Below are 24,849 nucleotides of genomic sequence, written 5' to 3' on the forward strand. Positions count from 1 at the left end.
GCTTTCTTCCCTTCCGAGCCTTCGGCCGCGTTAATGGTGCATGTCGCCGCCGGGGCCGCCGGTGGTCAGCCTGCGTCCCTCAAGCATGTAGGCACCCCCCACCACCACCTTTTCCCCGGCGGAGACGCCTTCGGAGATTCGAATCCGGTCTCCCACCCGCTGGCCGACCTCCACCACCCGGCGCTCGAACACGTCCCGTTGGCGCTGAACGAACAGGTAGGGCCGTTCTCCTCCGGCGTTCAGCAGGGCATCAGCGGGAACCCAGACTCCCTGCTTGTGCTCCAGCTCCACTTTCACCGTCACCGGCTCATCCAGCGCGGCATGCGCCGGCACCTCCTCGAGGCTGACGAAGAACCGTCCCCTGCGGTCCTCCTCGACCAGGGGCCGCACGGTGGCCACCGTCCCAGCCGCCGTGGTGGCGAGCTCGCCCTTGCCCCACTGGACCTGCACGCTCTGGCCTTCCCGGAGCGCCGAGAGGAACCGGGGGTAGGTGCGGGCCTCCACCCAGAGCCCCTCGAAGGGCACCATTCGGGCGATGGGGGCCCCGGTGACAACGAACTGGCCCATGGCCTTGCCGCCGCCCACGTTGATCAGCTCCCCCGGGCGCACCATCACCTCGGTAACGATGCCGTCGAAAGGGGCGAAGAAATCGAGGGTCTCCTTGACCACCTCCTTCTCCTTTTCGAGACGCTTCACCTGTTTCTCGCTGAGCCCCCACCACTCCAGGTTCTTCCGGGCATCCTCCATGTAGTCACCCAGGTTCCCCAGCGCCCGGATCTGCTCTTGCTGGACCTGGCTTCCCAGCAGGGCCAGATGCTGCTCCTGCTGGAGGATGAACTGGGGGCTGTAGATGCTCGCCAGCCCTTCGCCCTGGCGCACCGCCTGGCCCCGCCGTACCCAGAGGTCCCGGACCTCGCCGCTGGTGTTGGCGTTGACCTCCTGGATGCGGGAGGGCCGGGCCCGCACCCGCCCGTCGGTGCGGAGGGTCATGGCCCGCCGCTCCGCCACGGCCTTGGCGGTATCGAGCAGGCCGGCCATCTCCGCGCTGGCCTGGCGGATGCCCACAACCCAGGAGTCGGGCTGGTCGGCGCCGTCCTCCGCGAACTGCTGATGCTCTGCATGCCCCAGGGCCAGGGTCGGGGCCCCGGCCAGAAGACATGCGGTGATCAGAACTTTGCGCGCTCTCATCGCACCACCCCGTTTGCCAGGAGCCGGGAACCGGCCATCCTTCCCGGCCTCGCCGTTGCTTTTCTCGGCTGATTAGGGCCGTCCATGGCTTTCCCCGGAGCCGCCCGCCGCGCCGCCTCCTCCCTGGTGGACGGACTGGCCAGGTCCCGCGGGAGTCCCCGGCTGACCGGGCTGACCAGGCTGGCTGGGCCCGGCAGGGGCTCCCGGCTGGCCGGGAGGTCCCTCCGGGGCCCCCTCGCCCGAGCGCGGATCACCGGTGGGGCCCCTCTGGCCGCCGCGCTGCTCCCACCGCGAAACCGGCTCGGAGCGCAGGGATACGGCGACGCCCACCCGCATGCCCGGGACCAGCCCCGACCCCACGGCGTCTTTCCGGGTCTCCACCACCACCCGGTGGCGCCCCGAACCCTCCACGGCCTGCGGATAGACCCCCACCACCTCGCCCTCAAGGACCCCGGCGGCCGCGTGCACATGGGCGGGATCCCCCGCCGCCATCCGGCGGGCCTCGGTACCCGGGACCTGTGCCTCAACCAGTACCCGGTCCGGGTCGGCCAGGGACAGGGCAGGCATGCCCACGGCGGTGAACTGCCCCACCTGCACGCCGGCATTGACCACCTGGCGCTTGACCACGTCCAAGCCCAGCACCACCCCGTCGAAGGGCGCCTCCAGGGCGATCTCCTCGAGAGGCTCCCCGTCGAGCTCCAGCTCCTCGATCTCCTTTTTGCTCAGCCCCCGCCATCGAAGGATCAGACGATTGCGGGCCATGGTCTGCTCGCTCTGATAGGAGAGCCGCTGGAAGTCGGAGTTGCGGTAGGTGGACAGGTAGCTGCTCTGCACGGTGCGCAGCTCCGCGCTCTCGAACCAGACCAGGGGGTCCCCGGACTGGACCTGCGATCCCCGTGTGATGTCCGCCAGGTCGGTGATCTGCGCGTTGACCCGGATGCTCACCGAGCTCTGCCCCCGCTCATCGAATACCACCTGGCCGGGGTACCGTCGGGCGTCGTCCAGCGAGCCTCCGGCAGCGACTCCCGAAAAGAGGAGAAGAGGGAGCAGGAACCGGCGAAGGCGGAGCCCAAGGTAGGCTGTCATGACGTTCTCCTCTGGCTGGGGCTCATGCCGTGGATCCGGATTCCGGATCGTCCCGGCTTGGTGGCTCGCCCGGGAGCCCCCGCGACTCGAGCCAGGTATAGGCCACCGGCACCACCAGCAGCACCAGCAGCAGGGCGCTCAGGGCGCCGCCGATCATGGGCGCCGCGATGCGGTGCATCACCTCGGAGCCGGTTCCGCTCACGTACATCAGCGGCATCAGCGCCAAGACCACGGTGAGCACGGTCATCATCACCGGACGCAGGCGCATCACCGCCCCTTCGCGGATGGCCGCGTACAGGTCGCTCCCGTCGCGCAGTCGCCCTTCCTCCCGTCGCCGCCGGATGGCGTGGTCGATGTAGAACATCATCACCATGGCGGTCTCCGCGGCCACGCCCGCGAGGGCGATCAGGCCCACGCCGACCGCCACGCTGAGCCGGTAGTCGAGGAGGTACAGCAGCCACACGGCCCCGATGAGGGAGAAGGGAATGGCTCCGAGGATGAGCAGGGACTTGCGCAGGTCGCGGAACACCAGCTGGTAGAGCAGCAGCACGATCAGCAGGGTCACCGGGATGATGTAGTAGAAGCTCTGCAGCGATTGCTGGAAATACTGGTAGCTTCCCGTCCATTCCATGTAGACGTTGTCGGGGAGGTCCACCTCCTCCGCAAGCACCTGCTTGGCCTCCTCGACGAAGGCGACGGGGTCGCGGTCGCGGTCGCCGAGGTCGATGTAGACATAGTTCGCCTTGAAGCCGTCCTCGCTCTTGATGACGTTCGGGTCGCGGGTAACCTCCACGTCCGCGACACTGTCGAGCGGGATGTAGCCGCCCTCGCCGAAGGGCACCAGGGTGCTCTCCTGCAGGCGCTGGACGCCGTCCCGCACCCCTGGCCGATACCGAACCATTACCGGGTAGCGCTCGCGCCCCTCCACGGTCCAGGTCAGGTTGGCGCCGCCCACGGCGGTACGCAGGGTCTCCTGGACATCGTCCACATTGAGGCCGTAGCGACCCGCCTGCCGGCGGTTGATGTCGACGTCGGTGAAGTAGCCGAAGGTGGTGCGGTCGGCGTAGACGTTGTCCGCGCCCTCGATCCCCTGCAGGGCTTCCTCGATCTGCGCCCCCACCCGGTCCAGCTGGCGCAGGTCGTCGCCGTGGAGCTTGATCCCCAACGGGGTGCGCACGCCGGTGCTTAGCATGTCGATGCGGCCGCGGATGGGCATGGTCCAGCTGTCCACCAGGCCCGGGACGGAGACCTTGTCCTCCATCTCCGCCTGGAGCTTCTCCGGGGTCATGCCGTCGCGCCACTGGTCCCGGGGCTTGAGGGTGATGATGGTCTCGATCATGGACAGCGGCGCCGGATCGGTAGCCGTGTCCGCCCGCCCGGCCTTGCCGAACACCTTTTCCACCTCGGGGATCTCCATCAGGGCGCGGTCCTGGTTCTGCATGACCCGCCCGATCTCGGTGATGCTCACCCCGGGATTGGTGGTGGGCATGTACATCAGGGAGCCCTCGAACAGCGGCGGCATGAACTCCTTGCCCAGGCGCGTGGCCGGGAAGGCCGTGGCCACGCCCAGCACCACCACCGCCAGGATCACCCCCCAGCGGCGGTTCAGACAGCCGCGCAGCACGGGGGTGTAGGCACGGATCAGGGCGGCACTGATGGGGTTGCTGCCCTCTGGACGGATGCGGCCGCGCACCAGGTCGGCGGTGAGGGCTACGATCAGGGTGATGGACAGCACCGCCGCGATGGCCATGGCCAGGGTCTTGGTCCACACCAGCGGGCTGAACAGCCGGCCGGCCTCCCCCGGAAGCAGCAGCAACGGCAGGAAGGAGACGGTGAGCACCAGCAGGGACACGAAGATGGGCGCCGCCACCTCTTTCATGCCGGCGAGCACCGCCTGCAGCCGCACCTCCCGATCCTCCGGACGATCCAGGCGCTCCAGGTGCTTGTGGGCGTTCTCCACCATGACGATGGCGGCATCCACCATGGCGCCGATGGCCAGGGCAATCCCACCCAGGGACATGATGTTGAGGGTCAAGTCCATCCACCGGATGAAGGCGAAGCTGATGAGCAGCGCCGCCGGCAGGGTCAGTAGCACCACCAGGGTGCTGCGCGCGTGCCAAAGGAACAGCAGGATCACGGCGGCCACCACCAGCGCCTCATGCCACAGCACCTCGCCGAGGGTGGCCACGGAGCGCTCGATCAGGGGCTCACGGTCGTAGACCGGCTCGATGGTCACGCCATCGGGAAGCTGGTCGCGCACCTCGGCGATTTTGTCCTGGACGCGCTGCAGGATGCTCCAGGCATCCCCCTGGTGCTGCATGACCACGATGCCCCCCGCCACCTGGCCCTGGCCGTTCAGATCCGTGATGCCCCGGCGCTGATCCGCCCCAACCTGGATGGTGCCGAGCTGGCCCAGGGTCACGGGCACCCCACGGTCGGTGCGGCGCACCGGGACCTTCGCCAGGTCCTCCGTGCCCTGGACATACCCCAGACCCCGGATCAGGTTCTCGTGGCCGCCGCGCTCGATCAGGCGTCCGCCCTCGTCGCTGTTGCTGCCTTTAACCGCCTGCACCACCTGGTCCAGGCCGATGTCGAAGGCACGCAACCGGTTGGGGTCCAGTTCCACCTGGTACTGGCGCACGTAGCCGCCCACGCTGGCCACCTCCGAGACCCCCTGAACCCCCTCCAGGGCGTAGCGCAGGTACCAGTCCTGCAAGGTGCGCAGCTCCGACAGGTCGTGGCGGTCCGACTTCAGGGCGTACTGGTAGATCCAGCCCACCCCGGTGGCGTCCGGACCGAGGCTGACCTCGGCGCGCTCCGGAAGGTCGTCCTTGACCTGGTCGAGGTACTCCAGGACCCGCGATCGGGCCCAGTAGAGATCGGTGTCGCCATCGAACAGGACGTAGACCAGGGAATAGCCGAAGGCGGAATAGCCCCGCACGTCCTTGGCTTGGGGAACGTGGAGCATGGTCGAGGAGAGCGGATAGGTGACCTGGTCCTCGATGACACCGGGGGACTGGCCGGGCCACTTGGCGTAGATGATGACCTGGGTGTCGGAAACGTCCGGGATGGCATCGAAGGAGACTTGGCGCAGGGACAGAATGCCGATGCCGATGGCCGCCAGGACCAACAGGTACACGGCGGTGCGCCGGTACGTAGCGAATTCCAGGATGCGGTTGATCATCGCTACCTCGATGGTGCCGAGCCGGGGCGCACCCCGGACCGGAAAAGGGGCCCGGGAAGGGTCTCAGTGATGGTGGCCGCCCCCGCCGCCCGATTGCGCCATGGAAACCTCTGCGTCCAGGAAGTACTGCCCCTGGACCACCACCTCCTCCCCGGCCTGGAGGCCTTCCTCGACCACCAGCCGGCCCTCCGCTAGGTCCCCGAGCCGTACTTGCCGCGCCTGGTACTGGCGAGGGCCCGTACGGACGAACACCCGGGCGCCCTCCCCGGTACGGATCACCGCCCCCTCGGGGATGGAGAGCACGGGCCGCGCCTCCCACTCGGGCAGGGGCTCTATCTCCTTCTGGCCCATGGTGGCGGCGCTGCCCTCCGGCCGCTGCCGGGCGCTATCACGGTCCGTGCTAACCGGTTCCGCTTCCCCCTCTGCATCCGTAACCAGGATCGGATCCTCCGGCTTGCTGCGGTCGCCTTCCACCGGCACGCGGAACTCCACGTCGGCGTACATGCCCGGCATCAGGTCAAGCTCCTCGTTGGGCAGCACGACGCGCGCGATCCGGGTGCGCTGGCCCATGCGCATGTCCGGATAGACGTAGGTCACCGGGGCCTCATAGACCCGGTTGGGCAGGCCGTGCACCTGGACGCGGGCCGTCATCCCCTCCCGCACCCGATCCATTTGGGAGCCGAGAAGCTCGGCCTGGACCCACATGGTCTCCAGGCGGGCCACCTGGGCTACCACATCGCCGATGGCGGTGAACTGGCCGCCACGCACACCGGCGTTGATTAAAGAGTTGTGCTGCACCGGCTGCTGGGTCACCACGCCGGTGACCGGCGACTCGATGGGCATGGTTTTGGGTACCTCACCCCGGTCCTGCATCTCCCGAATCTCGCCGTCCGTTAGGCCCCGCCAGAGCAGAGTCACCCGGGAGGTGACATCCAGGTTCTCGAAATCGTGACCAAGGCGGGCGATATCCTGCTGGGCCCGCAATCCGGCCAGGTAGTCCTCGGCGACGCGGATCAGGTTGGGGCTGTGGAGCTCCATGAGGACCTCGCCCTCCTCCACCAGCTGGCCCTCGAAGAACTCGTTGTAGACCTCCACCTCGCCGTTGACCCGCGCGGTTACGTCCACCACGTTGCGCGGGTCGTAGGTCAGCTCCGCCACGGTTTGCACCCGCTTGTGCAGCGGGGCCTCCACAGCCGGGGCGGATTGCACGCCGAGGATGCGCTTTTCCTGCTCGGAGAGGGCTACCGTGGGGGCCTGATGGCCTTGGGGGTGCCCGGCTTCACCCTGACCCTCATGGTCCACGTAGCCTTCGGCATCCCCTTCGTGTTCTTCCTGAGAATGAACCTGGCCCGACGCCTCCTCCTGCTGCGGTCCCTCATGCTGATGCCCCTCCTGGGCCCGGGCAGAAGTCCCCCCAGCCACCAGCAGGAGCGTCCCCAGGGCCATCGCGGCACGGGACGGAATCAGAGCGGCTTGACTATTCCTTCGCATGACTGGCCTCGTTCCAGCGCCATTCGCTGTCCGGATCCACCATGAACCGGGCCCGGGCGGCGATCTCGGTGCCCGGAGCGAGCCCATCCAGGATCACCGTCCGCCCGTCCCGGTGGGCCCCGGTGTCCACCCGCTGGAACCGGAACCGATCCGATCCCTTCCGGATCAGGACGTAGGACCGCCCGTGCCGCTGCAGGACGGCCTCCTGGGGCACCCAGAGGCGCTCGGGCACCTCCACCTCCAGGGCCACCTGGACGAACATGTTGGGCAAAAGCTCCAGGTCCTCGTTGGGAAGCTCGATGAGAACCCGCTTGCGGCGGGTCTCGGTATCGACATCAGCGAAAACGTAGTCGACCTTGCCGGAATACACCGTGTCGCCGCCGGTCTCCTGCACCTGAATCCGTGCCTCGGTGCCCTCCACACCCTTCTTGCCGGCGCCGAGCTGGGCCACCTCGTCCTCCAGGGCGAAGTCCGCCACCACCCAGATGGGCGACAGCTTCGCGACGCTCACCACGGTGCTGCCCACTAGCACCCAGCCCTGCATCTCCCGCGCCCCGGCATTCACCAAGCCACCCCGGTTGACCTCGGTATCCACCACGTAACCGCTGATGGGCGACGGGATCACATAGTCCCTGTTGACCTCCTCGGTCTCCTCCAGATGTTTGATCTCCTTATCGGAAAGGCCCCACCACCGCATATTCTCCCGGCTGTCCTCGATGAACTTGTCCGGGTCAAAGGAATAGGACAGGCGGCCATCGTTGCTCAGGTTGACTAGATGGGTGTACTGGGCCAGCACCCGCTCGGGCGCGAACAGATTGAGCAAGGGGGCACCCTTCTCGAGACTCTGTCCCTGGAAGATGAACTGGTCCTGCACCAGGCCGCTGCTCTGGATATTGACGTCCTGCACGCTGGTGGGGTCGTACCTTACGGTGCCCTCCCCCTTCAGGGTCAGGTGATCCGTGCCGGCCCGTACCGTAAGTGTGGGCGCGGCGGTAGCCTGCACCAGTTCCCGGGCCTTCCCTTCGATGCGGCCGGGATCCTCGGGCCGGATTACGCGGGTGCGCTCCTTCACCAGCTCCAGGTGCCGCTCCCGGCCCTGACCGGATTCCGTAAGTCCCTTGAGCCGCTTTTGCTCCTCCTCGGACGTTTTCCGACTGGGCTGGCCGGGCTGTCCTGATTGCACCGACTGCCCCGGTTGTACGGGCGGCTGACCCGGCTGGCCTGGCTGCGCCTGCGTGCGGCCGGAAGCGTTGGCATTGGGCGGGGATGCACCCGCTTCACCAGGGGCGGGAGACACCTGCGCCAACCGGGGGAGGACCGGAGGCAACTCATCGGAAGCGAGCGCCCCGGAAGGGACCATCGGAGGCAGTAACGCTAGCAAGGCGAGCCGCGGGCAGAACTTCATGCTGAGCAAGGCCCCTTCCCTGGGCTGCGAATGGAACGACACCGAGGAGATGAATCCGCCATCGACTGATGACTCTTGGAAATTCTCATCCAGATATGGAGCTGCAATTCGGCAAATACCAACGGATCCGTCCAAAGGCTTTCTCAAAAAAACCGGAACGGGGCGGCTGCCCCGCTCCGGGTGCGACTCTTATACCGACAGACTCCGCGCCAGCTTGGCCTCCTCCCAGTCGTGCGGGATGTTGACGTGGTCGTGGTGGCCGTTCGGCGAGGGCTGCCGGAGGACAATCTTTCCGGTGTCCGCCTCGAACACCACCAGTCCCGACTGACCGCCCTGGTGCCCGCTATACACCGTGGTCATGTACTTGTCGTCATGGGTCGGCTCCACGGTGTGCGGATCGGGCCCGATGTCGAGCTCGTAGTCGATCTTCCACTTGCCGTCGTTGGGCACGCGGACCACCTTTCCCCGGTTCGGGCGGCGTGCCCAGGCGGTGAAGAAGAAGGCCCGCTCGTCGGCGTGGTTGGCCATGTGGAAGGGCAGGTGGGTACGCCCGAAGCCCTCGATATAGGCGATCTTCTTCCACTTCCGGGGATCCGGGTTGGTGGAATCGTAGACGGCCACGTTGTTCTGCAGAACGTTGTTACAGGCCAGGAAATACTTGCCGCTAGTGCTGAAGCCCGCCTCGTGCATGGGCGACAGGGCCGAGGGCACGTTGAACTGCCAGGTGTAGCCCGTCTGGCGAATCAGCGGGAAATTGTTCGGCGCCCCCTTGGGCGTGGCGAGCAGGGCGATGGGCTCCCAGTTCTTGGTGTCCAGGATGCAGCACAGGCCCTGCCGCCGGATCAGCACGCTGGCCAGATGCTCCTCCGGGTGCCAGGTGATGGCGTCCACAAAGCAGGAGGTGGGGTCCGCCGGCATGAGCTCCTCGCCCATGAGCGCCTCGTGGGTGATCTTGGCGCCCTTCATACCCTGGTAGTCGAACTTCCCGGTGTTGGAGTCGGGGAAGATGCGGCTGACGTTCAGGGTCTTTCCGGTGGGGTCGTAGTCGAACTTGAAGGCCGCCACCACCTCGGTGTCGTCGTCGGTGGTGGTTACCAGGGCGATGTCCTTCTGGCCGTCGGCGAAGGAAACCAAGCCCTTGTTCTTGCCCACTCCGATGGAGGTGTGGACGCCAAGGCCCATGCCGAGCTTGTCCGAGATGTCGGTAACCACCTCGATGCGGTTCTGGTCATCCTTGCCGTGGTAGCGCAGCTTCCACATGCGCATATCGCCCCGGTTGCGCCATTCCGGTGAGTTCTCGTTGACGTAGGGGGCGCCGGGGCGCTGGTTGGTCAGGAAGAAGTCGAACCCTTCCCGCGGCTTTTCGGACGGCATGGAGCAGATGTGGTGCGGGATCGGGGCGTCCATTCCCGTCAGCATCATGGGTAGCCAGGCGAGGGTCTCGCCCACGGCCGGGTCCACGACCTGCACCAGGCCGGAGTATTTGCCGGGCAGGGCGCAGATGTTGCCGTCCAGCGTGCTCATGTCGAAGTTCCCGACGTCCCGGGATTCCTCCGCCTTCATGGAGGCCGCACGACCGCCGCCCGCGCTGAGCAGCCCCGCGCTGCCGACCAGTCCGGCCGCTCCGGCGGAACGGAAGAAATCGCGTCGCTTCATGGTCATGATTCGTGCTCCTTTTCGCTGGATGCGAGCGTTGTCCCTGAATCGCTCCTAGGAGGAGGCGATGAACTGGGAGATTTCCTTCTGCCGGGCGTCATCGGCCCAGTTCTGGGTGCTCAGGTAGTTCTTCACGATGGTGCCGTCCTGCTTCACCAGGAAGGTGGCGGGGGCGTTGCGCAGCCCCAGGGCTTGCACCGCGTAGGACTTCTTATCCAGGTAGGTGTCGACGCGATTCACCCCCAGGTCCTGCCGGAGCGCGCGGATGGTGCGGTTCACCGAGGCCATGGGGGTGTCCGGGGTGAGCTTGCCGCCCACGCTACCCAGGTGGATGGCGACCACCCGCAGGCCCGGGTTTTCCTGCTCCAGGCGGTCCAGGGCCTTCAGCTCTTCCAGGGCTTTCTCGTTGTGGGCCATGAAGAAATTGAGGACCACCGGCTTGTCCCCACTGCTCAGCACCTGTCGGAGAGTGGTTTCCTCTCCGTCCAGGGTCTCCAGCGGCAGGTCCATGGGCACCTGATCTCCTTCGCCCTTGGTCTCGATGAACACCTCCCCGCCCACCTCTTCGGCGGTGGGGAACGCCCCGCCGGACTTCTTATTCGGGTTCGTGAACTGGTCGTCCGCGACCCCGATCGTCGTCCCCCCCAGGAACGCCAAGGCGAGCGCGGCTGCCGCCGACAGCAACGCCTTTCGAAAGTGATTGCTTCGCATGATGCCCCCTCCTACGAGGTTGAAAGTTCCACCACCCGGCTCGGGCGGCTTGCCATGCCACAGGGACCGCGGTGCGTGTCCCCGGTCCTTTCCACACGTTTAATTGCAACCCCCGTACCAAGCGAATAAAGTTTAAAAAACAGGTTATTGGCGAGTTACTCCTGCAAACTGCAGGGGTCCTGTTCCACCCCGAAACAAGGCCTGTTCCAGGCTGAAACGACCCAGCCATCCGGCGGGGCTTCGGCAACGGACAAGACAGACCCGTCCGGCGAAAGACGGGCGGGAGGGGAAGACGCAAAAAGGCCCGGGCGGTTGCCCGGGCCTTTCCGGTGGGGTCCTAGGGGCTCAGTCCGTGCTGATAAGCTCCGTGGCGCGAAGATTCCGGAACACCGGACCGGGCGCGGAGCCGCTCAGAAGGGCCAGGCGGCGGTCGCTATTGGATCGGTGACTCCCGCCTTCCTCGTAGCTAAGAACGCATTCCCCGTCGACCCAGACCACCGGGAACGCCCCCACGTGGCGCAGGTGCAGGCGGATCCACTGGTCCCGGGAGAGGGCCACCTGCTCCGCAGCCAGCTCCTCTTCCTCCTCCCCCTGGAACCGCACCAGGGCCACCCGTTGTTCGGGCCAATCCACCGTAACGGCGAGGATCTCGTCGCTCTCGGGATCCTCGCCATGGATCAGGGCCAGGCCCCCCCGCCCCCCTTCCCCGGGACCGGAACGCAGGACCGTCTCCGCCATCAGGTTCTGAAAGGTATGGCCCCCATAGACGAATAAACCGTGGGGGTGGGGATAGGGCTCCGAGGCGGTACCGCCGGTGGCCGCTTCTCGACGCACCAACGCCTGTTCTTCGGCCACCCTGTCCAGTGCCCAGGCGCCGAAATGCGGATGGCCCAGGGCCTCCAGCTCCGTTTCGCTCATGGGGCCGAACCAGGCATCCACAAACGGCCAATCATAGGCCTCGGGCTGTTCCGTCACGTGCTCCGTCTCCATGGGAGTGTCTCCTCGACTATGGTCCCCATTGCCTTCCGCTACTCCAGGCCGTAGCGCTTCATCTTCCTCCACAGCGTGGTCCGGCCGATGCCCAGGTTGCGGGCGGTCCGTGTCAGGTTGTGGCCCGTCTGCTCCAGTGCCCGCTTGATGGTGGCGATCTCCTGATCCTCCAGGGTTTCCACACCTTCACCGCCTGGGCCACCGGCCCCCACTGCCTCAGCGGGCTCGCTCACAAGGGCGGTACCTTCCGTTACCTCTTCGGGGAGGTCCGCCACTGTGACCCTGGGAATAGCGGCCTCGGCGAAGGCAGTCACCTGCTCCATCACCGCCTGGAGCTGACGCACGTTGCCCGGAAACGGGAAGGCCCGTAGCGCCTCCAGGGCGTCCTCGTCGAACCCCCGCAGGGGTTTGCCGTACTTCTCCGCGTACTCCCGAAGGAAGTGCTCCGCCAGCCAGCGGATGTCCTCCGGACGGTCGCGCAGGGGCGGCAAATGGAACCGGACCCCGTTCAGGCGGTAGTACAGGTCTTCCCGCAGGGACATGGGACGGCCGTCACCGGCGTACCCCTCCTCGCCCGTGGCGGCCACCACCCGAATATCCACCTTCCGCTCGCGGTTGGAGCCCACCCGGCGGATGGCGGAGTCCTGCAGAACGCCCAGGAGCTTGGCCTGCAGGGCCTCGGGCATGGAGCCTACCTCGTCCAGGAAGATGGTCCCCCCATGGGCCGCTTCGAACAGGCCCTCCTTGTCCGCCGACGCCCCGGTGAAGCTGCCCCGCACGTGCCCGAACAGCTCGCTCTCCAGCAGCGCTTCCGGCAGCCCGGCACAGTTGATATTGATGAACGGACCGTTGGCCCGGGGGCTCTGGTTGTGGATCTCCCGGGCCAACAGGGTCTTTCCGGTGCCCGTCTCGCCCGTAATGAGGATGCCGAGATCCGTCTTCGCGGCCTGCGTCATGCGCGACCAGATCTTCCGCATCCCTTGGCTCTGGAAGTGAAAACCTTCGGAGGTCGCGACCTCCTGATCCTGGTCGAAGGGGAACAGGGAGTCGGCGGAGGCGACGATGTTGCTCCGGAGCTTTTCCAGCAGCTCCTCCTGGTCGTAGGGTTTGGTGAGGTAATCGACGGCCCCGATGCGCATGGCCTCCACCGCGGACTCGATGGTGCCGTAGGCGGTAATTAGGATGACGGGGAGGGAGCGGTCCCGCTTGCGGATCTCCTTCAGCAGCTCCAGCCCCGACATGTCCTCCATCTTGAGGTCCGCCAGGACCCCTTCCACCGGGCGCTCTTCCAGGTGGCGAAGCGCGGTTCGCCCTCCATCCGCCTCCAGGGGGTTGAAGCCGGCCGCCTCCAGGAGCAGCACCAGGCTCTCCCGCATGGGGGCGTGGTCATCGACGACCAGAATGTTATCCGGCGAGGTTTCCGGAGACCGTTGACCGCTGGACATGCGCTTCCTCCGTGAGGGGAAGAATCAGGGCGACGGTGGTGCCCGACCCCGGGACGCTGGACACCTCCACCCGCCCTCCTTGGCTCTCCACGACCTGCTTGACGATGGCCAGTCCAAGGCCGGATCCCGAGGCGTTGGTGGTGAAGAAGGGCTCGAAAATGTCCTCCATTTGTTCCGGTTCAATGCCCCGCCCGTCGTCCTCCACGGCGAGCCGGAGCTCGCCGTCCAGAGACGTTCCGCAGAGCCGGATACGCCCCGCATCGCCGCAGGCCTTCACGGCATTCAGGAACAGGTTCCAGAGGGCCTGCCGAAGGCGGTCGGAATCCATCCTGCACATGGGGAGAGCCGGAGGGGCATCCACCAACAGCTGGATGTCCGCGTCCTGGCCGGCGAGGTGGGCCTGGGCCTCTTCCTCCACCGAGGCCAGGAGGCGGCGCGGATCGCTTTCGCGCAGCATCTCCCCCGCCGGGCGGGCGAAATCCAGGAAGTCGCTGGCGGTCTTCTCCAGGCGCCGGGCCTCCTCCTCGAGGATGCGCAGGGCCCGGTCGCGCGCGTGCTCCCCGGTACCGGGGCTGTTCAGGATCTTCAGGCAATTGGACATGGCTCCCAGGGGATTGCGGATCTCGTGGGCGATCCCCGCGGACATCTGGCCGATGGCTGCCAGCTTCTCCGAGCGGATCTTTTCCCGCTGCGTCCGCTGGAGCTGCTCGTTTGTCGCGCTCAGCTCCTGGATGAGAAAGGCGTCTTGCAGGGCCATGCCAGCGTGCATGGCCAGAAGCTGCGCTTTGGCCATGGTCTCCCCGGAGAAGGGGACGTCCATATTGCGGCACAGGACAAGGAGCCCAAGCACCCCATCGCGCCCCTCCACGGGGAAAATGGCGCCCTGCCGGCACGGCCCGCCCCCCTGGGCAAACAGGCCCCGCAGCTTGGGGTGTACCGTCAGGTCCACCGCCTCCGGCCTGTTCCGCCGCAGCACCCGTTCCAGGGGGCCGCTATGCTCCTCGAGGGGCCATTCCCCGAGCCGCCCCTCCATGGGCGAAAATTCCGGGTGGCAGCACGCGTACCGACGCAGACTGTCCTCCTGCGCATCCGCCAGCCAGATGGCGGCCGCCTCCGCCTTGAGCAACCGAGCTCCGTCCCGGCAGACCACATTCAAAATGTCCCGTACGTCCCCCGCCGAGTTGATCATCGAGACGATGGTTTGCATGGTGTCCTGCACCCCGCCTTCCCAGACCGTCTCCCGGTAGAGGATGGCCCCGGCAAGGGCCTGGGAGGCCCCGTCCACCATGCTCAGGATCTCCCCCATCCGGTCCTGGCCGGGATCCTCGGCCTCCCCCCAGCAAAGGGAGAGGCGCCCCAGGCGCCGGCCGTGGGCGTGCACGTCCACGCACACGCCTCTTCCGGACTCGGCCGCCCGGTTGTCCTGTTCCTGGAAGGCAAGGCGCTCCGCCCCGCTGTCCCCCAGCAGCTCGTCCTTGAGCAAATCGGGGTTACGCAGCACCGAGGCGTCGATGTAGAAACGTCCGGACACGGGCCCAACCAATCGGCCCACCGCCGTCTCGAAGGTCTCCAGGATCCGCTCCATGTCCAGCGTTCCCGCCCCGCATTCCGTGATGGTGGTACGGCAGCTCAGGACCCGGTAGCTGAACTCCAGCTGCTCTTGCTGCTCTTGGAGCCGCTCATTGGAGCGGGACAGGGCATTCTTGACCCCCTGGATCTTGCGCACCGCATAGATGTAGCCAAAGACCAGGAAGGCCAGGATCCCCATGTAGAGCAGGACCTTGACCCCGTGCCACAGCCACCAATTGATGTCCCACAGGGTGGACAGGGGGAAGAGGAAGGCGCTTTCGGCGAACAGGCCGTGGATAGCCGTAAACACCCCCAGGGAGAGCTCTCCGCTCCGCCGGTAACCGGCGAAGCAGAGCAGGGCGGCCCCCGTGAACAGGACCCCGGCCGCTCCGTTCAGAAAAATGCTCGCCCAGGTGAACTCCTGGCTGCGACCCGAGGGGTGAACCATGGCCAGGAATTCCTGGTCAGGGACCCAATAAACCAGTAGAAGGCTTCCCACCAGGGGGACGAGGACCGCGGTCAGAATCTTCCGCGGCTCCAGATGGTCCAGACGCATCCGCGGCAGGACGGCCAGGTAGGCCGTCAGCATGAGCAGGGCGCCCCAGGCGACCGAGAGGGAGTGGAGGGCGACGAATCGCTCGGAGCCCGGCTCCGAGATGGCGTGGATCAGGTCGAACAAGCCCATGGCCAGGAAGGCCAGGGTGAAAAACAGCAGCTCATTGCGGGGTTGCAGGAAATAGATCCCGCCGGCGGCCACCACCACCAGCAGGGCCACGAGACCACAAAACCCCTCCACAACCCCGTGGGTGAGGGCCAGGACATAGCTCTCGTCCAGGGCCTGCTCCCGAAGACCCAACAGAGCGATCGGGGGCAACAGCAGGACCAGGGCCACACCCCAGGTCAGCACCCACCGGTGCCTGGGATCCAGCCGCCAGCCTTCCCCGGACTCCTCGGGCAGAAGGAAGTTGGTCTGCACCGGGTCGCTCCTGGAAGCCGCCGCGCCTTTGAAGACTGCGGACCGCGGCAAGCGCCTACCCTGCCGAGCTAGGCTTGTAAGGGGTATAAAGGTGTATGGGTTCCATTTAACCCCCATCCACGGGATCTGTTAAGGGAACGTCCCGAATGGCCTTAAGTGACCACCCAAGTCCCGGCCACCAACCGGAAACCGGGATCGCCCTCAGAAGCTGGCGTTGACCATGCCATAGAGGAAGTTCGGGTCCTCGTCGGATTCGATCCTTCCCAGGTCGTGCATGCCGTCGTCGCTGAAGAACTTGGAATACCCCAGCAGCAGAACCGCCCTGGGGTGCGCCTTGTAGGCCACGGTCAGGTCGACCTCGTTGCCTAGGGCGTCATCGGTGCCGCCCGGTGCATCGGCCAGAGCGAAGTTATGCCCCTTGAGCCACACCCCTAGCCGCTTGGCGGGCTTGAGATGCAGCGACAGGTGGGCATCGCGGAGACCATGGCCGTTGGTATTGGCATCGGGGGAGATCAGGAAGTAGTCCATGTACCCGTAATAGGGATGGTTGGTGGAGTAGAGGGTGCTGAAGGCCTCATAGTCCCCAGTAGAGGCGTCCCTGTCACCGGACAGGTAGTCCACCCCGCCCCAAACCAACGGCCGGCCCGGGACATTTCCCAGGCCGTACCCCAGGTAGCCGGCGGCCATGTAGGCGTCGATGTCCTGGCCGGCCCGGCTGGGGCCCATATCCCCGCGCTGCAGATACCCCTCCAGCCGCCAGTACAGCCCCGGGTCCTTGGGGTACTTCAGGGTCCGGCCCAGAAAGGGGCTCAGGAAGCTGCCCCCGGAATCGGTGCGCGCCAGGAAGAACCCACCGGTGTGGCGCTCCGAAGCGGGCAGGCCGCCTGGCCCGTGCTCCAGCCGGGAGGCGGAGAACGGGGTTCCTTGGAGGTCATCGTCGTAGACGTAGGTAAGCTCCAGCCGGCTGGCCGGCACCAGGGCGTCGTTGCGGAAATGGGCCACGTAGGCTTGCTGGTCGGCGTCGGCATCCCCCACCGGCAAGGGCCCACCTGCGTTGCCACCGTAGTCCTCCCCCGCCAGCTGCAGGGCGAACAGGCTCACCTGGTGGTTCCCAGCGGACCAGCGCAGGCGCCCGCCATCAAAGGAGCGGGCCCGGTTGGACCAGCGGAAATCCCCGATCAAGCGATGGTCGGCCAGGTGCTGTTCGAACCGCCCGAGCCGAAGGTCGAGCTGGTCATTGAGCGGCCAGTCCAGGAAGGCTTGGTGCAGGGACTGGTTGGCGGGCGTGCGGTTGAAATCCACCGCCGCGCCCGTGTCGTTGTCCCCGAAAACCCCTACCTTCTGGGGCTGCAGGAAGATCCGGAAGCCGTTATCGGCCTGAAAATCGAGGTTCAGCCTGGCCCGATAGTTGGTGAACCGGGGCAGGTCCTCGTTGGCGGGAAAGGGTGGGCTCTGGTGACGGATGCGAAGCTGGGCCCCAACCTCCAGCGCGGTGTCGCCATCCTCTATGGTCACCCCGGCCTCCGCCGGGGACGGCAGCAGGAAACCGGCGGCAAGCGCCGACATCCCGCAGAGCAGTTTCCGGTGATTCCCCATGGTGCCGCCCTCCTCGCCAGCGAACGGAACGGTGTCCCCGATACCCCGGACCGGCCAGGGGCCGGCTGGGCAAATGCAGGGTCACCAAACGCTTCTGCAACCGCTGTACCAGGAGCCGGACAGCAAGTGACAACGGGGAAATGCTGGCTGTCGCCCGGCCTTGCGAAGGGCCGGGTCTATCCTTCCTCGATCGACGGGAGTTCCAGGGTGGAACAGTCCGTTTCAGGCTGAAACAGCGGGAGGGGGGAGCGCGTCAACGGGTTTAAATCGCCTGGAGCTCCGGCAGGGGAGGTAAACGGGACCTACCCCCGGAAGGGATATCGGGGCACGCGTTGCCCAAGGACTGGCTGCTCACCCAGACGGGATGGGTGCTGAACTTCACCCGCACCTCGACGCTGTCCTCCTTGCCTCTTCGGAGCACGGTCACCGGCTGGCAGTGGGAGAACACGTGGCACTCACGGCGCTGCACCTCCTGCGCCGTTCGCTCGTCCCCGGAACGGATCGCCCTCATCAGCTCCAGATAGGAGACCTCCGAGAAGCACGCCGAATAGCCCGGGGCCATCTTCTTCTCCACGGGCTCAGCGCCCAGGGAGATGGAGGGGGCCACACAGAGCAACATGGCCAGGAGATGCTTTCGCATGGTCATTTCCCCAGCTTCACGAAGCCAACGGGATAGATTATTTAGACCATGCCGCCAGCGGTTTTATGCATGCCTGCAAAAAACCCTGGATTACCCCCTAACCACCCGACAAAAGATACAGGCTTCTCAACCCTTTGGGGTTTTGGGGCTCTCTCTTACGAACTATCTCCAGAGGCGCGCCCCAACGCCCGAAAGCGGCAGCCCGGTTCCTGCGCCGCAGGGCTTTCGCCCCTGCCCCTCCCGGTACCTCGGCAGGCGCAGGCGGGAACTACCCCGCCGACTCCATCTGGGTCTGCAGGTAGTTCTGGAGGCCCACCTTGTCGATAAGCTCGAGCTGGGTCTCCAGGAAGTCCACGTGCTCCTCCTCGTCGTCCAGGATGCGCTGGAACAGGTCCTTGGAGACCTCGTCACCGTTTTCGCGGCAGTAGACGATGGCCTCGCGCAGCAGCGGGATGGCGTCCTGCTCCAGGCCCAGGTCGTTGCGCAGCTGCTCCTGGACGTCCTCGCCCACCCGCAGCTTACCGAGGTCCTGGAGGTTGGGGAGCCCCTCGAGGAACAGCACGCGGTCCATGAGCTCCTCGGCGTGGCGCATCTCCTCGATGCTCTCCTTGCGGGTCACCTCCGCCAGTTTCTTCAGGCCCCAGTCCTCGCACATCTTGGCGTGCATGAAGTACTGGTTGATAGCGGTGAGCTCGTTGGTGAGCACCCGGTTCAGGTATTCGATGACCTTGGCGTCGCCTTTCATGGGGACCAGCTCCTTTATCGGATCCGAACATCGCGCCCGGGGGGTTCCCGGGCGACGACCAGCCGTGGCGAATGATTCCGGCTATCGCGGAAAAGGGTATAACTTCCGGAGTCATCCAGGAAACCGCGGTTTCCCGCTAGCTGGAGCGCGCTGCCGCCGTTTCCGGTCACCGCCTCGGAGCCGGCTCAGTCCCGGTCCTCGGTTCGCTGCCCGCCACCAGCCATCTCCCGGCGCAGAAGCCGCAGCTCCTCCCGCAGGGACGCCAGCTCCTCCTCGATGGCGGCCCGCTCCCGGGCCCCGATCTCGCTGATCTCCTCGCGCTCCTCCTCCCATTCGGCGGCGTGCAGCTTCTGCATGGAGTCCACGATGAGGGCCATGAACAGGTTGAGCACAGCGAAGCTGGTGATAACGATAAAGGGCACGAAGAACAGCCAGGCGGAGGGGTACACCTCCATCACCGGGCGGACGATGGCCTCCGACCAGCTCTCCAGTGTCATGATCTGGAACAGGGTGTACATGGAGATGCCGATGTTCCCGAAGTCGTCGGGAAACTGTTCACCGTAGAGGCGAGTGGCCATGACCCCGGCGACGTAGAAGATGAGCAGCAGCACGGCGATGATAGAGGTCATGCCCGGCAGGGCCGCCAGAAGCGAGCCCACCACCGAGCGCATCTGGGGCACCACCGTGGTCAGGCGCAGCACCCGCAGCACCCGGAGGGCGCGCAGGACGGCAAACTGCTCCCCGGCGGGGATTACGGAGACCCCCACCACCAGGAAATCGAAAACGTTCCAGCCCGAGCGCCAGAAGGCACCGCGGAAGGCCGCCAGCTTGGCGGTGATCTCCAGCACGAACACCGCCACCACCAGGCGGTCGATGACATACAGAAGCCCGCCGGCGGCCTCCACGGCCCGCTCGGAGGTCTGCAGGCCCAGGGTGACGGCGTTGATCAGAATGAGGGCGGTGATGACCCGCTGCACGCGGGCCGACTCGACCCAGCTGCCCAGCTGGGCCCGCCAGTTGGGTCGGGTAAGGGTCGTCATGCGACTCTCCATAATCTAGGGAAGGGCTCCGGCGGACGCCGGAGCGCGCGGGATGATACCGCAGCAAGGGGCGGCCTCCCCACCCCGCGGGGGCAAAGGGGACAGCCCCTCAGAAGCCCACCTCCACCCCGGCATAGGCGGTGCGGCCCGGGGCGGGCTCGAAATAGCCGGGCCCCGCGTTCACGCGGACGTTCGCCACGTAGTCGGTGTCGGCCAGGTTCTCCACCCCGCCGTACAGGGTCAGGAGCCGCTCCCCCGGCAGGGCCCAGCGCCAGCCGGCGCGCAGGTCCGCCACCGTATACCCGTCCACCTCCACCGTGTTTCCGTTGTCGGCGTAGGTGGGCCCAGCGTAGCGCAGTCCGGCCTCGGCGAACCCCCGCTCGCCGGCGCGGCGCAGGATCAGGCCGCCATGGTAGGGGGGAAGCCCCGGTATCTCGTTGCTGGCGTAGTCGTTGCCCGCGCGGTCGCGGAAATCGGTGAAGCGGTAGTCCGCCAGCGTGAGCGCCGCGCGCAGGCTCCAACCAGCGGCGGGCTCCAGCTCCACCCCGGCCTCCACGCCCTCCCGGCGGGTGGCCCCGGCGTTCTCGTAGAAGGTGCGGCCGTCCCGCTCGAAGGGCACCAGCTCGTCGCGCACCCGCACCGAGAACAGCGCCACTTCGTAGGTCCCCAGGGCGCCCACGGGTCCGCGCACCCCCACCTCCCGGTTCACCGCCCGCTGCGGCTCCAGGTCCGGGTTGAAGCCGCCCCCGCCGGCCGGGTCGGCCAGCTCCACGAAGGTGGGGCTCTCGAAGGCGGTGGTCACGTTGGCGTAGAAGGTGTGGGCGCCAACCGCGTGGGTCAACCCCAGGCCGGCGCTGGACTCGGTGAAGGTGCGGGCCCCGGAGTCGTCCACCGGGCCGGCGAGGTGATCGTCGATGGCCAGGCGCAGGCGGTCGGCCCGCAGGCCGAGGGTAAGCCCGGTGGCCTCGGTGACAGCCGCCCCCACCCGGCCGAACAGGCCCGCGGCGGTGGCGGTCTGGCGCTCGTCCACCGTCTGCTCCCGGACCGTGCGCTCTTCGTCCACCACGTGGCGCACCCGGTCGTCCTCCTGGCGATCCACGTCGACCCCCACCACCCCCTCCACCGGCACAGCTCCCCAGGTGCCCTCATCGGCGTACTCCAGCCGCGTACCGTAGAACCACCGCTGGTAGCCCACCCGGTTCTCGGCGGCCGGCTCCCCGTCCTGCTCGAAGTAGAACGGCAGCTGCTGCTCGAAATCGCGCCGGCTGGCGAAGGCGCGCGCCGTGAGCTCGCCGGGCAGGCTCGCCGGGTCGGTCCACACCGCGCCGAGGTCCTGCTGGTCAACGCTCTGGCCGGCGTCCAGCGTGACGGCGTCGGGATCGGCCTGACCGGGATCGGCCTCCAACTCCTCCCGGGTCAGGCCGCCGGGGTCCTCGGCGAAGGGAGTGTCCATCGCCCCGGCGATGAGGCGCAGCTCGCGGCCGCCGGCGAAGCGCCGCGTGGCGCTGCCCCGGGCCAGGTACTTCTCAGCCGCGCTCTGCTCCCTGTGACCCTCCTCGCTGAAGCCGGTGATGGAGGCGTGGTAGCCCCAGTCGCCGCGGGTGCCGCCGGCCCGCACGTTGGCCTTGCGCATGGCGTGGGAGCCCGCCTGCAGACGCACCACCGGGCTGCGCTCCATGGCGAAGCCCTCGGCGGTGCGCAGGTCGATGACCCCGCCGGTGGCGTTGCCGTAGAGCACGGAGGCCGGCCCGCGCCGCACCTCCACCGATTCCACGGCGTCCAGGTCCACGGTGTCCACCTGGGACTGGCCGTCGGGAAGGGTGAGCGGCAGGCCGTCCTGGCGCAGCCGCAGGCCCCGGATGCCGAAGGCGGCGCGCGCGCCGAAGCCCCGCGAGGAGACGCGCAGCCCCTGGGCGAAGTTGTGGCGGTTCTGGAAGTACAGGCCGGGCACCGCCTCCAGGCCCTCGTCCAGGGTCAGGCCGGGCCGTCCGGCGCGCCGCTCCGCCCCTTCCACGCGGGTGACCGCCGCCGGCGTCTCCGCCAGCGGCCGCTCCAGGCGCGGCGCGGTCACCGTCACCGGCTCCAGGGTCTCCTCCTCGGCGCCGACGGTAGGCGCCGCCAGGAGCCCTGCCATCAGGACTCTGAACGGTATGCGAGTTCTCACACCTTTCCTCCGGATAGCCCGAGCCGGGCTTGTGCCGTCGCCCAGCTCTGCAAGGTCTCCACGATGCAGCAACGGGGAATCTCCAGGAACTCTCGAAGGCCTGCCGGAGCACCGCAGCGCCTTGCCGTGGGCGCCCGTCTCCTGGAGGATCCCGGGCAGGCATTCCATTGGCGAGGGGGAGCGGACTCCGTGAAAGGTTATGGCCCATGACCGGGTGGGGAAAAGCCCTTGGCCGGGGGTCGGCCCTGGCCGTCTGGCTGGTGCTGGGGGCCGACGCGGCCCATGGCGGGGGCGTCCCCCTGCCAGATCCGGCCTGGGGGATGCGGGGAGCCCAGTGCGGCCCGGAGGAGCCCACCGCGGTCCGAGTTTCGGGGGGCGGGGGCAAGGCGGCGGGCTTCGAGCTTGGCGATCTGGAAGGGGCCGGTAGCGGTACCCGGATCGTGGTGGGAGCCGGCACGAGGCCCACCGGCGGATACCGTCTGGAGCTCGGGGAGCCGCCGGCTTCCCAGCGGGGCCGAACCTTGGTGGTGCGGGTGGCGGTCCGCCCGCCTCCGGAAGGCGCCATGGTGACCCAGGCCCTCACCCGGCCTTGCGGCGTGCTGCGAATTCCGGGAACGGGCGGCTTTGACCGCGTCGAGGTGCGCCTGAACGAGCGCGCCTGGCGCTTCCCTCTCGGCGACGGGGCCTGATTGGCCGGGAACCCCAGGGGCGGGTAGCCGTCTCACAGGAACAGGCTCCGGCCGCGGTCGCGCATCGGGAAGCCCCTCCCCTCCGGGTGTGCGGCCGGGACCTGGGGCCTCCTTACAGGCCTCCGCGAAGGAGAGGAACATGGCCGGCGGCTGGACCAAGGACGGCGACATCCAGCAGCAGATCGAGGACACCGTGGAGGACGAGCTCCTCCGGGTCCGCAGCCAGCTCCCCGAGGGGGAGAGCCTGCGACACTGCGAGGAATGCGAGGCGGAGATCCCCCAGGCCCGCCGGGAGGCCGTCCCGGGGGTCCGGCTGTGCGTCCCCTGCCAGTCCGAGCGGGACGCGGAGCAGCGCCCCCACAGCTATTTCAACCGTCGCGGCAGCAAGGACAGCCAGCTGCGCTGAGGCTCGGGCGCTCCTCCCCCTCGGACCTCCCCCTCAGCCCGCCTTTCGGGGCACCAGACTGCGAAATCGTCGCTTGGCCCAGCTCCCGCCAATGTTCCAGCCCCCCTGCATGATCCCTACCGGGGTGCGAGGGTTGAAGGCGCGCAGGCCCCACCGCTCCCGCCGGTGGGTCATCCATTTCCGCTTGTAGGGTTCGTCGCCGATCAGGTAATCCACCTCCCGGACACCATCCCCGTCCAGGACCCGCTCCATGAGCCGGGCGGTGAGGATAGTCCCCGGAGAGAAGGCCTTCAGATCCTCGTCGAAGCAGAGATTGTGGATGTAGACCGTGCCCCCGTGCACCGCCCACAGCTGCGCGGCGGCGGGCGTCCCCCCCAGCCAGGCCACGCCCAGGCGAAGCCTCCCGCGCTCGGCACAGTGGCGCATCCATTCCGCGGTGAGATGGAAGTTGGGGTCCGGCCCCTTCCAGCTCCGGTTCCAGACCCGTTCGTAGGCGGAAACCCCCTCCTCCAGATCCCGGAGAGAGTCGTAGATGGTCAGCCGGGCCCCGGGCTGGCGCAGGAACTGCCGGGTCTTGCGGCGCACGGTGTTCCTGAGAGACGAAGGCCGGCCCGCCATGTACGCCTCGTACGTCACCCCCTCCGTCGGCAGGTACCAGTTCCCGAAGCAGTAGTATTCCTGCACCCACCAGCCCCGGTCCGTGAGGGCATCACGGAGGGACCGGTACCACGGACGGGTGGGATCCATCTTGTCCAGACCGATGACGTCCCAGCGGGGACGCTCCGCGCTGACGGTGTCCACGAAGGACTCGGCCAGATCCGTTGCCTCCCGGAGGGGCTGGTGGCGGATGGGGCCGTAGACCGGGGAATGGGGATGGGAGAATTCCTCCAACCGCCGGCAGGGGGGGCCCCGGTGGCCCGCATGGGGAACGAAGCGACGGGCCCGGCGGAGCCGTCGTGGGTACGCACGGTATAGAGCACCGGGGTCCCGGCCAGGTCGACGGCGCGGCTCAGGTTCAAAAACCAGGCGGGCTCCAGGAACAGCTCCGTCTCGCCCTGCGCGTTACCCTGCTGGCCCGCCCCCGCCAGGGTGGCCCGCCAGTCCGGTTCCCGGTACCCCCGAATCCCGACCCCTTCCTGCGGTGGGACATACCGGGCGACCGTGTCCACACCGGTCCCGGCCAGGGATCCCTCCGCCTCCAGCAAGCCGCTTTTTTCAAGGCGGACCGCCGTTTGGTCTTCGGAAGAAGTTTCCATGAGCCTCCCCATTCCCTTTGGATATGAATGTTTTTTCCCAAAATTTGCAAAGAGTCTTGTCCTTTCCACAAATGCAACCTTGATACCAGACAAAAAACACCGAAAATTCAATAAAATAAAAACCCGATAACAGTATTGAAAAAATGGCGGTTTCCGATCTGTAAAGGCCGTTGACAACTCGGCGCGTTCGCACTGTCCGAAACCCCAAAAGCTGTAAAAGAGGCCGACACTCATTACGGACCGTTGCGGCCCGTGCGCCATCTCGTTTATAGGGGTGGATGTACCGCATAGGATCGAAAGGAGGCCCGCTGTGGCCCGAAAGCATGTAGAGGAGTTCAAGGGTCAGGAGGGGGAGCCCGAGCTTGCCATTCGCCTCGGCCGGGAGGAGCTGCTCATCCGCAACCGCTACCAGGCCGCCAGCATGATCAACGATTTCCTCATCGGGCTGTGGTTCCTGCTGGGAAGCATCGCCTTTCTCTGGCAGGCCTGGCAGGAGGTGGGGGTCTGGCTGTTCATCCTGGGCAGCGCCCAGCTGCTCGTTCGCCCCCTGATAAGGCTCTCCCACCGGCTCCACCTGAAGTCCGTGCCGCCGGGCCGGTGGGAGATGTAGGG

General features: G+C 67.1%; 19 protein-coding genes. 3 read left to right on the forward strand and 16 right to left on the reverse strand.

Features of this window, described 5'->3' with window-relative positions:
* Positions 1-30 precede the first annotated feature (30 nt).
* The 15 genes from AN478_RS05930 to AN478_RS06000 form a co-directional block, all read right to left on the reverse strand.
* Complete coding sequence (locus AN478_RS05930; protein ID WP_054965690.1) at positions 31-1,188, reverse strand: efflux RND transporter periplasmic adaptor subunit; 1,158 nt, start codon at positions 1,186-1,188, stop codon at positions 31-33.
* Between the two features lie 72 nt (positions 1,189-1,260).
* Positions 1,261-2,274, reverse strand: coding sequence for an efflux RND transporter periplasmic adaptor subunit (locus AN478_RS05935; protein ID WP_054965691.1), 1,014 nt, complete (start codon positions 2,272-2,274; stop codon positions 1,261-1,263).
* Between the two features lie 22 nt (positions 2,275-2,296).
* Complete coding sequence (locus AN478_RS05940; RefSeq protein ID WP_054965692.1) at positions 2,297-5,458, reverse strand: efflux RND transporter permease subunit; 3,162 nt, start codon at positions 5,456-5,458, stop codon at positions 2,297-2,299.
* A gap of 63 nt (positions 5,459-5,521) precedes the next feature.
* Entirely contained in the window at positions 5,522-6,760 is a 1,239-nt protein-coding gene (locus AN478_RS14700) for an efflux RND transporter periplasmic adaptor subunit (RefSeq protein ID WP_176758765.1), read from the reverse strand.
* Positions 6,761-6,935: 175 nt separating this feature from the next.
* On the reverse strand, positions 6,936-8,132 hold the full coding sequence (locus AN478_RS05950) for an efflux RND transporter periplasmic adaptor subunit (RefSeq protein ID WP_054965694.1): 1,197 nt from the start codon (positions 8,130-8,132) through the stop codon (positions 6,936-6,938).
* A gap of 411 nt (positions 8,133-8,543) precedes the next feature.
* The gene (locus AN478_RS05955) at positions 8,544-10,016 is read right to left on the reverse strand and encodes a hypothetical protein (protein WP_054965695.1); all 1,473 of its coding nucleotides are present in this window, start codon (positions 10,014-10,016) and stop codon (positions 8,544-8,546) included.
* Between the two features lie 48 nt (positions 10,017-10,064).
* Complete coding sequence (locus tag AN478_RS05960) at positions 10,065-10,721, reverse strand: TlpA family protein disulfide reductase (RefSeq protein ID WP_082432880.1); 657 nt, start codon at positions 10,719-10,721, stop codon at positions 10,065-10,067.
* 345 nt (positions 10,722-11,066) lie between these two features.
* Positions 11,067-11,711: a hypothetical protein gene (locus AN478_RS05965; RefSeq protein WP_054965697.1), complete on the reverse strand. Its 645-nt coding sequence runs from the start codon at positions 11,709-11,711 to the stop codon at positions 11,067-11,069.
* 38 nt (positions 11,712-11,749) lie between these two features.
* A complete protein-coding gene (locus AN478_RS05970; RefSeq protein WP_074471408.1) occupies positions 11,750-13,156 on the reverse strand; it encodes a sigma-54-dependent transcriptional regulator in 1,407 nt (468 codons plus the stop codon).
* On the reverse strand, positions 13,116-15,701 hold the full coding sequence (locus AN478_RS05975; protein ID WP_054965699.1) for an ATP-binding protein: 2,586 nt from the start codon (positions 15,699-15,701) through the stop codon (positions 13,116-13,118). Before AN478_RS05975 ends, AN478_RS05970 begins: the two co-directional genes overlap by 41 nt.
* Positions 15,702-15,902: 201 nt before the next feature.
* Complete coding sequence (locus AN478_RS05980; protein WP_054965700.1) at positions 15,903-17,297, reverse strand: alginate export family protein; 1,395 nt, start codon at positions 17,295-17,297, stop codon at positions 15,903-15,905.
* A gap of 262 nt (positions 17,298-17,559) precedes the next feature.
* Positions 17,560-17,937, reverse strand: coding sequence for a hypothetical protein (locus AN478_RS05985; RefSeq protein WP_054965701.1), 378 nt, complete (start codon positions 17,935-17,937; stop codon positions 17,560-17,562).
* Between the two features lie 268 nt (positions 17,938-18,205).
* A complete protein-coding gene (bfr, locus tag AN478_RS05990; RefSeq protein ID WP_054965702.1) occupies positions 18,206-18,682 on the reverse strand; it encodes a bacterioferritin in 477 nt (158 codons plus the stop codon).
* Between the two features lie 185 nt (positions 18,683-18,867).
* The gene (locus AN478_RS05995) at positions 18,868-19,722 is read right to left on the reverse strand and encodes an ion transporter (protein ID WP_054965703.1); all 855 of its coding nucleotides are present in this window, start codon (positions 19,720-19,722) and stop codon (positions 18,868-18,870) included.
* Positions 19,723-19,831: 109 nt separating this feature from the next.
* Positions 19,832-21,856 carry a TonB-dependent receptor family protein gene (locus AN478_RS06000; RefSeq protein WP_054965704.1) on the reverse strand — a complete coding sequence of 675 codons (2,025 nt, stop codon included), beginning with the start codon at positions 21,854-21,856 and terminating at the stop codon, positions 19,832-19,834.
* A gap of 236 nt (positions 21,857-22,092) precedes the next feature.
* Between AN478_RS06000 and AN478_RS06005 the strand changes: the two genes are divergently transcribed.
* Together AN478_RS06005 and AN478_RS06010 are read left to right on the forward strand one after the other, a co-directional pair.
* On the forward strand, positions 22,093-22,575 hold the full coding sequence (locus tag AN478_RS06005; protein WP_054965705.1) for a protease complex subunit PrcB family protein: 483 nt from the start codon (positions 22,093-22,095) through the stop codon (positions 22,573-22,575).
* A gap of 139 nt (positions 22,576-22,714) precedes the next feature.
* Positions 22,715-22,981, forward strand: a complete 267-nt coding sequence (locus tag AN478_RS06010) for a DksA/TraR family C4-type zinc finger protein (RefSeq protein ID WP_054965706.1) — start codon at positions 22,715-22,717, stop codon at positions 22,979-22,981.
* 33 nt (positions 22,982-23,014) lie between these two features.
* Here the strand turns inward: AN478_RS06010 and AN478_RS06015 are convergent, their stop codons facing one another.
* A complete protein-coding gene (locus AN478_RS06015) occupies positions 23,015-23,872 on the reverse strand; it encodes a GNAT family N-acetyltransferase (RefSeq protein WP_054965707.1) in 858 nt (285 codons plus the stop codon).
* Positions 23,873-24,547: 675 nt separating this feature from the next.
* On the opposite strand from AN478_RS06015, the gene AN478_RS14375 reads away from it, so the two are divergent.
* Positions 24,548-24,847: a YrhK family protein gene (locus AN478_RS14375; protein WP_054965708.1), complete on the forward strand. Its 300-nt coding sequence runs from the start codon at positions 24,548-24,550 to the stop codon at positions 24,845-24,847.
* Positions 24,848-24,849 lie beyond the last annotated feature (2 nt).

The sequence above is a fragment of the Thiohalorhabdus denitrificans genome, from assembly GCF_001399755.1.
Lineage (GTDB): Bacteria > Pseudomonadota > Gammaproteobacteria > Thiohalorhabdales > Thiohalorhabdaceae > Thiohalorhabdus > Thiohalorhabdus denitrificans.

Bases quoted from the DNA above. Each gene is read 5' to 3' on its own strand.
- AN478_RS05995 (WP_054965703.1), bottom strand. From the start codon at position 19,722: ATGACGACCCTTACCCGACCCAACTGGCGGGCCCAGCTGGGCAGCTGG.
- AN478_RS05980 (WP_054965700.1), bottom strand. From the start codon at position 17,297: ATGGGGAATCACCGGAAACTGCTCTGCGGGATGTCGGCGCTTGCCGCC.
- AN478_RS05960 (WP_082432880.1), bottom strand. From the start codon at position 10,721: ATGCGAAGCAATCACTTTCGAAAGGCGTTGCTGTCGGCGGCAGCCGCG.
- AN478_RS05935 (WP_054965691.1), bottom strand. From the start codon at position 2,274: ATGACAGCCTACCTTGGGCTCCGCCTTCGCCGGTTCCTGCTCCCTCTT.
- AN478_RS05970 (WP_074471408.1), bottom strand. From the start codon at position 13,156: ATGTCCAGCGGTCAACGGTCTCCGGAAACCTCGCCGGATAACATTCTG.
- AN478_RS06010 (WP_054965706.1), top strand. From the start codon at position 22,715: ATGGCCGGCGGCTGGACCAAGGACGGCGACATCCAGCAGCAGATCGAG.
- AN478_RS05955 (WP_054965695.1), bottom strand. From the start codon at position 10,016: ATGACCATGAAGCGACGCGATTTCTTCCGTTCCGCCGGAGCGGCCGGA.
- AN478_RS05985 (WP_054965701.1), bottom strand. From the start codon at position 17,937: ATGCGAAAGCATCTCCTGGCCATGTTGCTCTGTGTGGCCCCCTCCATC.
- AN478_RS05940 (WP_054965692.1), bottom strand. From the start codon at position 5,458: ATGATCAACCGCATCCTGGAATTCGCTACGTACCGGCGCACCGCCGTG.
- AN478_RS05930 (WP_054965690.1), bottom strand. From the start codon at position 1,188: ATGAGAGCGCGCAAAGTTCTGATCACCGCATGTCTTCTGGCCGGGGCC.
- bfr (WP_054965702.1), bottom strand. From the start codon at position 18,682: ATGAAAGGCGACGCCAAGGTCATCGAATACCTGAACCGGGTGCTCACC.
- AN478_RS05965 (WP_054965697.1), bottom strand. From the start codon at position 11,711: ATGGAGACGGAGCACGTGACGGAACAGCCCGAGGCCTATGATTGGCCG.
- AN478_RS06000 (WP_054965704.1), bottom strand. From the start codon at position 21,856: ATGGCAGGGCTCCTGGCGGCGCCTACCGTCGGCGCCGAGGAGGAGACC.
- AN478_RS06005 (WP_054965705.1), top strand. From the start codon at position 22,093: ATGACCGGGTGGGGAAAAGCCCTTGGCCGGGGGTCGGCCCTGGCCGTC.